The sequence below is a fragment of the Exiguobacterium sibiricum 7-3 genome (assembly GCF_000620865.1).
Classification (GTDB): domain Bacteria; phylum Bacillota; class Bacilli; order Exiguobacteriales; family Exiguobacteriaceae; genus Exiguobacterium_A; species Exiguobacterium_A sibiricum_A.
Genome location: NZ_KK211190.1, coordinates 1,821,118 through 1,833,063, shown reverse-complemented (window position 1 = coordinate 1,833,063; position 11,946 = coordinate 1,821,118). Strand labels below are relative to the sequence as shown.

Annotated in this window: 14 protein-coding genes; 9 read left to right on the top strand and 5 right to left on the bottom strand. The window is 45.6% G+C overall.

Features of this window, described 5'->3' with window-relative positions; genetic code table 11:
* The first annotated feature begins 52 nt into the window (after window positions 1–52).
* Entirely contained in the window at window positions 53–1,162 is a 1,110-nt protein-coding gene (locus P402_RS0110580; RefSeq protein ID WP_026828659.1) for a glycerol dehydrogenase, read from the top strand.
* Between the two features lie 80 nt (window positions 1,163–1,242).
* On the opposite strand, the gene P402_RS0110575 is transcribed toward P402_RS0110580, so the two are convergent.
* The 3 genes from P402_RS0110575 to P402_RS0110565 all read right to left on the bottom strand — a co-directional run bounded on the left by P402_RS0110575 (window position 1,243) and on the right by P402_RS0110565 (window position 4,420).
* Window positions 1,243–2,169, bottom strand: coding sequence for a cation diffusion facilitator family transporter (locus tag P402_RS0110575; protein ID WP_026828658.1), 927 nt, complete (start codon window positions 2,167–2,169; stop codon window positions 1,243–1,245).
* 197 nt (window positions 2,170–2,366) lie between these two features.
* Complete coding sequence (locus P402_RS0110570) at window positions 2,367–3,296, bottom strand: peptidoglycan DD-metalloendopeptidase family protein (RefSeq protein WP_026828657.1); 930 nt, start codon at window positions 3,294–3,296, stop codon at window positions 2,367–2,369.
* Between the two features lie 389 nt (window positions 3,297–3,685).
* On the bottom strand, window positions 3,686–4,420 hold the full coding sequence (locus P402_RS0110565; protein WP_026828656.1) for a M23 family metallopeptidase: 735 nt from the start codon (window positions 4,418–4,420) through the stop codon (window positions 3,686–3,688).
* A gap of 338 nt (window positions 4,421–4,758) precedes the next feature.
* On the opposite strand from P402_RS0110565, the gene P402_RS0110560 reads away from it, so the two are divergent.
* From P402_RS0110560 to P402_RS0110525, 8 genes are all read left to right on the top strand, one after another.
* Window positions 4,759–5,220 (top strand): NUDIX hydrolase, encoded by a 462-nt coding sequence (locus P402_RS0110560; protein WP_026828655.1) that lies wholly within the window; start codon window positions 4,759–4,761, stop codon window positions 5,218–5,220.
* Window positions 5,221–5,366: 146 nt separating this feature from the next.
* Complete coding sequence (locus P402_RS0110555; protein ID WP_026828654.1) at window positions 5,367–6,242, top strand: SDR family oxidoreductase; 876 nt, start codon at window positions 5,367–5,369, stop codon at window positions 6,240–6,242.
* 13 nt (window positions 6,243–6,255) lie between these two features.
* Window positions 6,256–6,444: a hypothetical protein gene (locus P402_RS0110550; RefSeq protein ID WP_026828653.1), complete on the top strand. Its 189-nt coding sequence runs from the start codon at window positions 6,256–6,258 to the stop codon at window positions 6,442–6,444.
* Window positions 6,445–6,572: 128 nt separating this feature from the next.
* On the top strand, window positions 6,573–6,863 hold the full coding sequence (locus P402_RS0110545) for a hypothetical protein (RefSeq protein WP_026828652.1): 291 nt from the start codon (window positions 6,573–6,575) through the stop codon (window positions 6,861–6,863).
* A 146-nt stretch (window positions 6,864–7,009) separates the two neighbouring features.
* Window positions 7,010–7,390, top strand: a complete 381-nt coding sequence (locus tag P402_RS0110540) for a GntR family transcriptional regulator (protein WP_026828651.1) — start codon at window positions 7,010–7,012, stop codon at window positions 7,388–7,390.
* On the top strand, window positions 7,383–8,063 hold the full coding sequence (locus P402_RS0110535) for an ATP-binding cassette domain-containing protein (RefSeq protein ID WP_026828650.1): 681 nt from the start codon (window positions 7,383–7,385) through the stop codon (window positions 8,061–8,063). The genes P402_RS0110540 and P402_RS0110535 overlap by 8 nt, the downstream gene beginning before the upstream one ends.
* Window positions 8,060–8,872, top strand: a complete 813-nt coding sequence (locus P402_RS0110530; protein ID WP_026828649.1) for a hypothetical protein — start codon at window positions 8,060–8,062, stop codon at window positions 8,870–8,872. The genes P402_RS0110535 and P402_RS0110530 overlap by 4 nt, the downstream gene beginning before the upstream one ends.
* Window positions 8,873–8,882: 10 nt before the next feature.
* Window positions 8,883–9,962, top strand: a complete 1,080-nt coding sequence (locus P402_RS0110525) for a hypothetical protein (protein ID WP_026828648.1) — start codon at window positions 8,883–8,885, stop codon at window positions 9,960–9,962.
* Between the two features lie 70 nt (window positions 9,963–10,032).
* On the opposite strand, the gene P402_RS0110520 is transcribed toward P402_RS0110525, so the two are convergent.
* On the bottom strand, window positions 10,033–10,530 hold the full coding sequence (locus tag P402_RS0110520; protein ID WP_026828647.1) for a C40 family peptidase: 498 nt from the start codon (window positions 10,528–10,530) through the stop codon (window positions 10,033–10,035).
* A 213-nt stretch (window positions 10,531–10,743) separates the two neighbouring features.
* On the bottom strand, window positions 10,744–11,931 hold the full coding sequence (locus tag P402_RS0110515; RefSeq protein WP_034769917.1) for an MFS transporter: 1,188 nt from the start codon (window positions 11,929–11,931) through the stop codon (window positions 10,744–10,746).
* Between the last annotated feature and the right edge of the window lie 15 nt (window positions 11,932–11,946).

Below are 11,946 nucleotides of genomic sequence, written 5' to 3'. Positions count from 1 at the left end.
AGAATGTAAGCCATTGTTGATACTGTCGTTGAAGAAAGAAAGGATGTTGAACATGTCAGAACGTGTTTTCATTAGTCCGGCAAAGTATGTCCAAGGGAAAAACGTCATTGATCGGCTCGGTACATACGTGAGCCCGATTGGCGACGTTGCTCTTGTAATTGCCGATGATGTCGTTTGGAAAATCGTCGAAAAACGTGTCCATGCTTCGTTTTCAACAGAAGGAATCAAAATTGAAAAAGCGGACTTCAGCGGTGAAGCCTCCAAACATGAGGTCGAACGGATTGCCGCACAAGCGAAGGATGCCGGCGTGAAATTCGTCATGGGAGTAGGCGGCGGGAAGACGCTTGATACAGCGAAAGCCGTTTCGGACGAGTTTCATCTGCCGGTCGTCATCGTGCCGACCATCGCTTCGACCGATGCACCGACGAGCGCGCTGTCGGTCATCTATTCCGATGAAGGAATCTTCGAAAGTTATCGTTTTTACAACAAAAATCCCGATCTTGTTCTGGTCGATACGAAGTTGATTTCGGAAGCACCGGCGCGGTTCTTTGCCTCTGGCATTGCCGATGCACTGGCCACTTGGGTCGAGGTCCGGAGTGTCATTGCCTTCGGTGGAACGACGATGGCAGGAGGACGGCCGACGATTGCGGCGGAAGCGATCGCGAAGCGCTGTGAGGAAGTCCTTTTTGAACACGGACGACTTGCGTATGAGTCGGTCCAGGCAAAGGTCGTCACGCCGGCACTCGAAGCCGTCGTCGAAGCGAATACATTACTGAGCGGTCTTGGATTCGAGAGTGGAGGACTGGCGGCAGCACATGCGATTCATAACGGATTCACGGCGCTTGACGGGGACATCCATCACCTGACGCACGGTGAAAAGGTTGCGTTCGGGACACTTGTCCAACTGGCGCTCGAAGAACATCCGCAAGAAGAGATTGAGCGGTACATCGCTTTTTATATGGACCTTGGTCTGCCGGTCACACTCGAAGACGTTAAATTAAAAGACGCGTCGCGCGAAGACATCCTTAAAGTCGGACAGGCGGCGACGGCCGACGGGGAGACAATCCACAGCGGCTTTGATGTCACAGCCGATGAAGTGGCAGATGCGATCATTGCCGCCGACCGTTATTCGAAAGCCTATCAGGCAAAGTTAAAGAACTGACGATACGTTACACGAATGGTAAGCAAAAAGGCGATTCCCGATTGAAGGGAATCGCCTTTTTGGTTTAAGAATGGTCCTTGTTAATGCACATGCTTCTGTTCCCCATGACAGTACAGTTGATTCTCATGGTCGTGCTGAGCGGTCTCAACCTGAATCGTCGCATGGGTGATACCGACATGTTTTAAGTCATGGTCCAGTTGTTCACGGATCGACTCCGATTCACGGACCGTCATGTCGTCTTTAACGACGACGTGGCAGGACAAAGCATTGTAACCGCTCGTAATCGACCAAATGTGAAGATCATGAAGACCGAGGATCGCTTCATTTGTCTGAATCGTCGAGACGACCTGTTCAATGTCGACGTCACTCGGCGTGCCTTCCATCAGGACATGGACCGCAGCCTTCGTCACGTAATAGCCGCTGCGCAGAACAAGAATGGCAACGATGATACTTGCGAGCGGATCCGCCCAGCCCCAGCCGAAGAACAGAATCAATAATGCAGCAGCGATGGCACCAATCGAGCCGAGCATGTCACTTAAGACATGCAAGTAGGCGCCACGCATGTTCAGATTGTCTTCATGCCCGCCGCCGCGCGTCATGATCCAAGCCACAAGCAGATTCACAAGAAGTCCGAGCACGCTGATGATCAACATCCCGGTTGTTGCGACAGCCGGTGGATTAACAAACCGTTGCACGGCTTCGACGAAGATATAAAGCGAAATGCCGATCAGGGCAACACCGTTAAAGATTGCCGCGAGAATTTCGAACCGTTTCGAACCAAACGTCTTGTTTGCATCCGGCTTCTGATTTGAGAAGTGAAAGGCTGCGAGTGCGATTGCAAGTGAAATCGAGTCGCTCAGCATATGTCCGGCGTCCGATAACAGCGCAAGACTGTTCGTCCAAAATCCGCCGATCACCTCGACGAACATAAACAGCGTGATGATGGTGAACGACAGAAGTAAGACTTTTTTATTGTCGGTGTGATGGTGATGATGATCATGTGCCATAACGATACCTCCTAATACATTCAAACGTCTATTTGAATTATAAAATATCAAACGCCTTTGGTCAATCGACGTATGGTTCATTTCCCACTGATGGAAGGGGACGAAACGCAACTGCTGGAGCCTTAGACCGATCTATGGAATATCTGTAGAAACGAACACCCCCTCACTTCATAAGAAATGAGGGGGTGATCAAATCGTTATAAGTAGTTCAACGGATTGACACTGCTTGCAGCGGATGTCGCACTGTAGACATATGTTCCACGGTGCAGTTCAAAATGAAGATGCGTTCCGAACGCATTTCCTGTTTGACCGACAGTACCGAGAAGTTGTCCTTTTGAGACCGATTGTCCGACTGAGACCGATCGGCTGTTCAAGTGGGCATAGAGACTTGTGAATGAAGCACCATCAATCGAATGCTTGACCATGATGTAATTGCCGTACGCCCCTTTTAATTGAGAAGTAATGACTTTCCCGGCTGCCGTTGCATAAACCGGTGTGCCTTTCGGGGCACCGTAATCGATTCCGTTATGGAACGTATAGCCGTAGACACCGCTTGCTTGACCGTAGCCTTGCGTAATCGGTCCGCTCGTCGGCGTGATGAAATCGTTTGATGCTTTTGTTGCACCACCCGAATTGGTTAAGCTGGTGACCGTATATTTTTTTACGTAATCGGCATGAACAAAACGTTTATTGCCGTTGTATAAGAATTTAATCCAATCGCCTGTCCGGCCGAGGTAACGGAAAGTTTGACCGCTGTTGACGGTTCCGACCTGGGAACTGCTTGTCGACGAACTGCTTCTGACACGAAGATTGTCGACCATGATCTTGATTTTGTACGATGTCGTGACAGAATATTTTTTGACATATGTAGAAGAGACATAGACTTTGCGCGATCCGTAGAGAATTTTTGTCCAGTTCCCGGTCCGGCCCAAGTATTTGTATGTATCGCCTTTATCAAGACCGGTGATGATCCCGTATGTTGTAGCAGGACCGGTACGGGCCCGTAATCCGTCGTTCATGACTTTGACTTTATAAAACGTTGCCGCATCTGCTTTTGGGACGGCATATGTCGAGAAACCGGCGACGGCGATAGCAGATACCGTCAGCGTAGTAAGTAATTTTTTCAAATCAGTAAATCCTCCTTTGAATCTGTCGGACCTTGTCCGATATGTGGGTAGTGCAATATGTAATGTTGTTCTATGATTTTCTTAGATGAGTGTACCATTAGTAAAAATGTTTAAATATTACAATATTATTTCTATAATGTTTCGTTATTTTATATTATAGAGAACAGAAAATCTGTTTTACCTTAATTTAGAAATAAAAGTTCGCAATGATTTATCTATAAAAGACAGATTTTCATTAGTTAAACAGCGGTCTTTAAAAAATATCCGGAAATCAGAACAATCAGTATGTTATGATGAATTTTCCAATAATTAGAATGAATTTATTTCAGAGGACTTATTTTCAAAAAGGTTTAAAAAAACGGACAACCGAAAACGGCTGTCCGAAATGATTATAAGACGCTGAGCGGATTGATCGTGTTGACGGCTGAAGTTCCGCTGTAAATGTAACCGCCGCGGTGCAGTTCGAAGTGAAGGTGTGAACCGGTTGAGTTTCCGGTGCTGCCGACATTTCCGATTTTCGTTCCTTTGGCGATCGACTGACCAGAATAGACCGAACGACTGCTCAAGTGAGCATAGACGCTTGTGTAGGTCAAACCATTCACTTTATGTGTCATCATGACGTAGTTGCCGTATGCGCCTTGGTAGCCGGACTTGATTACTTTACCGGAAGCAGTCGCACGGACCGTTGTCCCTGTCGCTGCTGCGATATCGATGCCGTTATGGAACGTGTATCCGTAGCGGCCGCTGGCACTTCCGTATCCTTGCGTAACAGGTCCGCTTGTCGGACGGAGGAAGCCTGCTGAGAAGGAAGCTTTCTTAGCTGTTGCCTGTTTACCTGTGCTGTATCGTTTTACATAACTGGAATAGACATACCGTTTTTTGCCGCCATATGAAATTTTCGTCCATTTGCCTTTTTTACCATAGTATTTAAAGGTTTGTCCGGCATTAACGCCAGCGACGATTTTATATTTCGTGGAAGGACCGGTCCGGACACGTAATCCATCGGCCGTGACTTTGACTTTGTAAGAAGAAGAGCTTGCCGCCTCAACTTTACCTGTACCCGTGCTAGCAAATCCTGAAACGACGAGTGCGCTCATCGTGACGGTTGTTAAAATACGTTTCATGTAGTAGTTCCTCCTGGTGTGAAAACAATTGACGGTCGATGATTGGTGACAGATCGTTTCTGTCTTTTTTTAAATATAAGGCTGTATATGAATACTGCGTCGAAGTAGTAAATTTGATAAACCGAGTATAGCATCGGTCGTTTTGAAAATAATATTTCAGTTTGATTGCTTAAATATAGGTAATTAATATGTATTGTAATATATCGTTTTGAATAATTCTGAAATGCAGTCATACCAGTGAAAATTTTATTACAGGTTATCGATTTTCTGACATACTAATGAATATGTGAAAATATGAAAAAGTATGGATCGATAACAAAATGGAGGAGGAGTATAAGATGGATATTAAATTTACTGTGGGCCAGCAACGGTTTAACCACCGGGCAGCAGCTGTGATTGTCAAAGAAGGACATCTGTTGATTCACCGGAATGTCCGGGATGATTTTTGGGCGTTACCGGGCGGTCGGATTCAATTGATGGAGAACGGGGAGACGGCAATCGTTCGGGAAATTGAAGAGGAGTTGGGTCTGAAAGCCGAAGTCACTCGTTTTTTATCCGTCCATGAAAACTTTTTTACATATGATGAAGTGTCTTTCCATGAAGTCGGCTTTTATTATGAAGTGAATATTTTGGATGACATACAGGTAGGTAGTAAAGAATTTTTCGGGACAGAAGGTGAAGAATTGATTTATCAATATGTTCCGATCGAGCAATTATCGTCCATAACGCTGTATCCTGAAAGACTAAAACAGATGGTTGAAACGGGAGAGTGGACACCGTTATTTTCAAACGAACGATGAGTGTGTCCGGTTTCCTTCCTACATAGAAAAAACGGATTTTTAAAAACGATGAATTTCATCGTTTTTTTTTCGTTAGACGTTTATTGATACATGGCAAGGGAATGTTAATGAAGGTAGTCATCTATTAAAAAAAGGGGTTGAGTCATATGCGTGAAGAAGAGTTGGAGCGGATGCATCAACAGGCACGGGGACAAACTCAAGATCAACAACCGGGAATCGAAGCCAAGATGAATCCGGAACCGGTTTACGATGATCCGGAATATGTCGGATCCGGTAAATTAAAGGGAAAAGTCGCTTTAATCACTGGCGGGGACAGCGGGATTGGACGGGCTGTTGCGATTGCTTATGCCAAAGAAGGTGCAAATGTCGCAATCGTTTACTTAAATGAAGGACAGGATGCGGAGAAAACGAAACAGCTAATTGAAGATTACGGGGTCAAAGCATTAGCGTTTGCTCAAGACGTCAGTCAACCGGAGAATGCGCAACCAATCATTGATACTGTTCTGAAGGAATTCGGACAATTGAACATCCTCGTCAACAATGCCGGAAAGCAGTTCCCGCAGGATGATTTTTTGGCCATCACACCGGAACAGCTTAAGGAGACGTTTGAGACAAATCTCTTCTCGATGTTCTATTTGATTCAAGCCGCCTTACCGCATTTAAAGAAGGAAGACTCGATCATCAATACGTCGTCCGTCACGGCCTATCGCGGAGCACCGTCGCTGATTGATTACTCGGCAACGAAAGGAGCGATTACGACGCTGACCCGGTCGCTCGCATCGAATCTGGTTGAAAAAGGAATACGCGTCAATGCCGTCGCACCGGGACCGATTTGGACACCGCTTATTCCGGCAACCTTCTCAAAAGAAAAGGTCGAAGCGCACGGGGAAGATACACTGATGAAACGCCGCGGTCAACCGTCGGAAAATGCACCGGCTTATGTCTATTTGGCGTCACGTGATTCGAGTTACGTCACGGGACAGACGATTCATATTAACGGCGGCGATTATATTACATCTTAAGGAGGAACTCATCATGAAGAAAAATCCGAATGAAGTGCCGGAACACGAACCGAATCAACAGCCGGATGAGATTCCGACGACACCTCCGTCAGAAGTACCGGAGACGCCGCAGGAAGATCCAATCCGTCAACCGGAGCCGGATACCTTCCCGGAACCAACGGAAATTCCGGATACGCCACAGGAAGATCCGAATCCATACTAACAGTGATAAACTGATTCCGGGAAGATTCGGGATCAGTTTTTTTCGGAAAAGTAAAAATATACAATTTAATGGGAACCCTTACATAAAATGATACGTATAAAAAAGTATACAAAAAGGGGGAGTCACATATGCAATTTCTGTTAGCACTGGTAGCAGTAGGGGCAACGTTTTGGTTTTTCTTCAGTTACTTACTCGGGTTTCGCAATAAAAACATCACGATGACGTTTGACGACCGGTTTTATGCACTCGAAGATCACGTCAAAGCAATTGAGCAGAAGTTAAAGCAGGATGGGAAGCTTGTTGAATATTTAGGCAACCGCCGCTTTTTAGTCAACGGAAAACGTTACCTGTTCGTCGAACGGACGGTACCGATGTCGGGGATTCCCGTCCAACAGACGATTTTGGAATATCAAAAGTAATGGAATCCAAGGTGCTATCTCTATTTTAGAGACGGCATCTTTTTTTTGGAAAGTAATTGACAGTCAACTGTATTACCCGTATGATACAGAAAGAAAGTGTATTACTGTTTTAATACAATGAACGGGAAAGGGAGGTCAAGGACCTGATGCAATTCGACCAAAGAAGTCCGGTATATCTTCAGGTCGTCCGATGGTTCAAGGAACAAATCGCGACGGAAGAACTGAAGTGCGGACAGGAAATTCCATCACGCCGGGAAATCGCTGCGCAGCTGGGAATCAATCCAAATACAGCACAAAAAGCATATAAGGAAATGGAGGAACAACACTTGATCACGACAGAACGGAACGTCCCAAGTAAAATCACGATGGATCAGGAAGTAGTCAAAAAAGTTCGGACCGAGATGCTCGACGAAGCAGTCGCGCAATTCATTGAGGCCGTCCAGGCAATTCAGATACCGCTCGGCGAAGTCGTCACGAAAGTCGAAACCGTCTATCAATCAACGGAACGGAGGAAGATCGATGCTTGAAGTTCATGGTTTGAAAAAACGATACGGTCGGAAGAAACCGATCCTCGAAGGCGTCTCCTTTTCAGTGCGTCCGGACAACATCACCTGTCTGATTGGATTAAACGGTGAAGGGAAGTCGACAATCCTGAAAGCCATCATGGGTCTTGTCCCGGTCGATGCCGGAACCGTCCTCGTCGACGGCGAAGTCTCACGCGAAAAAATCGCCTTTGTTCCGGACTTGCAAACGATGCCCGGTTACATGACGATCGGGGATGCTTTGCTGTATATGAGCGATTATTATCCGGACTGGAATCCGAAAGTCGCGGAAGAATTGATGGGGTTGTTCAAGTTACTGACGACCGACAAGATTTTGGAGCTGTCGAAAGGGAATCAGGCGAAGTTCAGTTTGGTGCTTGGTTTTGCACTTGACCGTCCGTACCTGTTGCTCGACGAACCGTTTGCCGGAATTGATTTATTTACGAAAGAACAGATTGCCTGGATCTTTTCGAGTCATTACATGGAAGGGCGCGGCATTCTGATGACGACACATGAAATCATTGAAATTGAACATCTGATTGACCGGGTCGTGTTCTTACAGGATGGCCGAATCATTGATGAACACGATACGGAAGAGATGCGCGAAGTATACGGAAAATCGGTCCAGGACCGGATGCGGGAGGTCTATCAACGATGAAACAGTATCTGATGTTAACGAACGAAGAGTTAAAACGAAGCTGGAAAATGATTGTCTCCATCATCCTCGCGATGGCGAGTATCGAAATCCTGACCGTCGTCGGACGGGTCATCTACCAAGAACGACAAGTTCGAAACTATATGAGTGACGCGAAAGTGACTGAATCAGAAGCCCTGCGCTCATTTGGAAAGTTATCGTTTGAACAGGCCAGTTCTTATTTCAGCTATGTCATTATGATTGGAATCGTTCTCGTCATTTTGTATGCCATACAAATTTGGTACCGGGATTGGTTCGGTGAATCCAAGTACATATACCGCTTATTATTGTTACCGGGTGGTCGTACCAAAATCTTTTTTGCCAAATGGACATCACTGGCTCTCGTGATTATCAGTTTCATCGGCTTGCAGTGGACGGTCATTCAGCTCAGTTATGCCATCTTCAACTGGCTGATTAAAGACAATTATCGCGAATCCTCCTCACTAGTTCTCTCGGATACACTAAAGCAGTTGTATACGATGAATGGAATGGATTTGCTCGTATTCATTATTTTAGCTCTATTCATTGTCAGTTTTTTGTTTCTGCTCGTGCTGCTTGAACGGTCTTACCGTAAAGCGAAAGGACTATTATTCATCGTCCTTGAAGTGGCTGCTCTCTTTACCATAATGATGGGTGGTTTGTATATAATCGAAACACTGAACATCTTTTTACGTCATGAAACAGCAGGAATCATGGTGACGATCTTTGTGCTCTACTTTGCGTATACGATTTGGAAAAGCCTGCGTTTATTAAAATGGAAAATTTCGGTCTAAGGAGGACGTCATGCGAAAATTTAAATTTGTACTCATACTGGCTGTCGTCAGCTTCTTGACGGTAGGAATATACACCTTGTTCATTCGTTCGATCGACGAATCAGATTTTGTTGTTGAGAGGGTCAAAGGAGATCCGAAACAATCAGTTGTCCGTTCTGTTCACGCAGAAATTTATGATCAGGGTCTAAAAAACCTTGATTACAACGTTGGATTAGACGGGCATGTGCAAAAAACAGCAGGTAATTTGATTACCAGTTTGTTTAATAATCCGATTGATGAAGAGGGTGAACCGACTGACTTCCGACGTTTTATTGCGTTAGATAAGGTCGCTACGCTAGAACAAGATGGAATTACTTACGGAATCGGTATAAAAGATAAAAATAAGTGGGAATTGCAGTACTGGAATGCTGGCAAACAGCGTGTCGTAAAAAAAATATTTCCGGAACCTTCTGAAGCTCAGAAGCTAGGAGAAATTGATCTCATTCCGTATCAACGTGTTGAAAACAGTTTGTATGTTTACGCACAGGATTATGCAACAAATTTAGAAACATTGTTGTACAAAATCAATTTAAAGAACGATACGGTTCAAAAAATAAATTTACCTTATACTTCCAAAAAGTATACTTATATTTTAGGTATCCATGACGAGACGATTGTCTATTACACGAGTGAAGGTGTAGAAGGATCAGATGCAACAAAAGAAACGGTATATTTGAGCAATGGGAAAACGGTTCAGCCTCTAAAGGGATTGGATTTGAGCGATGCCTCTCAAACAAAACTAAGCATCGATGGAAAGAAACTAATTATGCTTAAAGATGAACTAAAAGGTTTACGTTGGACTGTCTACGATTTGACGTCAAAGAAAATGAAAAAATATTCGATGATTTTACCCCATACAAAAGATGGTGACGTTTTGAATAAATTTATTGAACTACAGAATGACATAATCTATATGGGAAGCCAAGCCGGGGATGGTGTAATTAACATACGTGTTGTTGATGCGTTATCAAAACGTGTCGTATACGAAGGAAACATCAAAGATAAACTGAAGCGAAACGAAACAATGTTCAACACACTTGTTTTAAACTAACGGACAGCTTAATCACCACAACAAAACAGTCATCCGGAACTCGCATGAGTTCCGGATGACTGTTTTTGTTTTACTGATACGATTTGATGATGATGTCCTGTTTCGCGTAGTAACTCCACGTCAGGTCTTGCGATTCGACCTTCTTCGTCGTTACGGCAACGAACTTATTTTTGCCGGTATAAATCCCGACGAAGTTGGGGGCTTTCGCCTTTTTCGCCTGGACGAACAATAGATCACCCGGGACGGCTTTTTTGAGTGTGACAGTTTTCAACGGCATCGCGGCTTGTTTCGCAATCGTCCGCTCGAGTGTCAGACCGCTTTTTTGATAAACGTATTGCGTGAAGCCCGACGCATCAAACCCTTTTGTTGTCGTACCGCCTTCTTTATACGGTGTCCCGATCAGTGATGTCGCCAATTTAGCGATTTCTGTTTTCTTTTTCGCGAGTGCTTTTTCCGACAGCGGTTTTTTTGTTTCGACTTTTGTTGGTGTCGCTGCATATGTTGCGACTGGACTGATAGTTGCTGTCAACAATAAGGCTGTCAGGGGAAGAGCGTAATACGATTTCATAATAAAAACTCCTTTAAGTAGTTGGGATGGATAAGCTGTCTCTACCGTAACATGCCGATTGACAGATTAAGCAACAAATTGGATACGTTCACCTAACAGTCTTGTAAGGTTTGGTCTGAGTACCAGTCAGCTTTAAGTTCCGGATTCAACAAAAAGACCTCTGTTTCGTATGCCACAGGTGATGGCACCATCGGAACAGAAGTCTTTTGGATGTTATGCCCGCTGATCGAGCCGATGACTGACAGCCGTCAAAGCGGCTGCGAGTAAGGCAACGGCACCACCAACAAGGGCGATGTTCATGATCGGACCGTTCGCATAGACGAGTCCGCCGAGTGCGGAACCGAAGGCAATCCCGACATTGCTTGCGACCGGCATCAAGGAAGCGGCTAGTCCTTTTGCTTCCGGATTAAACTTCTCTGCCAGGTCAATCAGATAGATTTGTGTTGAGGTCGTCAATAAAATCGACATCAAGGACATCAAGGCAATATTGATCAGACCAAGTGACACGGATGCTGTCGTCACGTAGAGAGCAGCGAGTACGATCGCCTGAACGATGAAGACGAACCGTAGACGGCCGATCGGATTTTTGCTGGCGATTTTTCCGGCCAGGATGTTACTGAAGATCGAGACGACGCCGTACGCGAGTAGAATCGGACTGATCCAGGCCGACGGTAGCTTCAATTCCAGCTCAAGGACCGGGACGAGATACGTATAGACGACGTATGTCGCACCGAATCCGAACGACGGAATGAAAAAGGCAATCATGATCCGTGGATTGGCGAGTAAACTGAGCTGTTCCCGGATTGAACCGGATGATTCCGATTGCTGGACCGGAACGACCTTCAGGACAGCGAGCAAGGCGACGACACCAAGGCTACTTGTCAGCCAAAATGTAGCAGCATAACCGGCGTGCTGTCCGATGAACGTACCGATCGGGACACCGAGAACGTTTGCCATCGTAAATCCACCAAAGATGAAGGAGACAGCGACGCCGCGTTTCGCGATCGGCACACTGTCGCTTGCGACGACCATTGCCAGTGAAATCAGGACACCCGTCAGAACAGCCGTCACGATTCGTGACACGAGTAACAGTTCATAGTTCGGTGCAATCCCGCTACAGATATTCAGGATGATCCAGACGAAAATCAGACTGAGCATTAACTTCCGTCGCTCAAGGTGTCCAGTCAAGGACATCGTAATCGGTGTTCCGATCGCAAAGGCAATCGCGAAGGCGGAGACGAGCGTTCCGGCTTTTGCAATCGTGATGTTCAGACCGTCCGCGATTTCGGATAAAATACCGACGATGACGAATTCGCTTGTTCCAAGGACAAAGGTCAACATGGATAACGTCGCGATTAACAGCCAGTCGGCTTGACTCAAACGAGTCGATGATGATGACATAAACAATTCCCCACT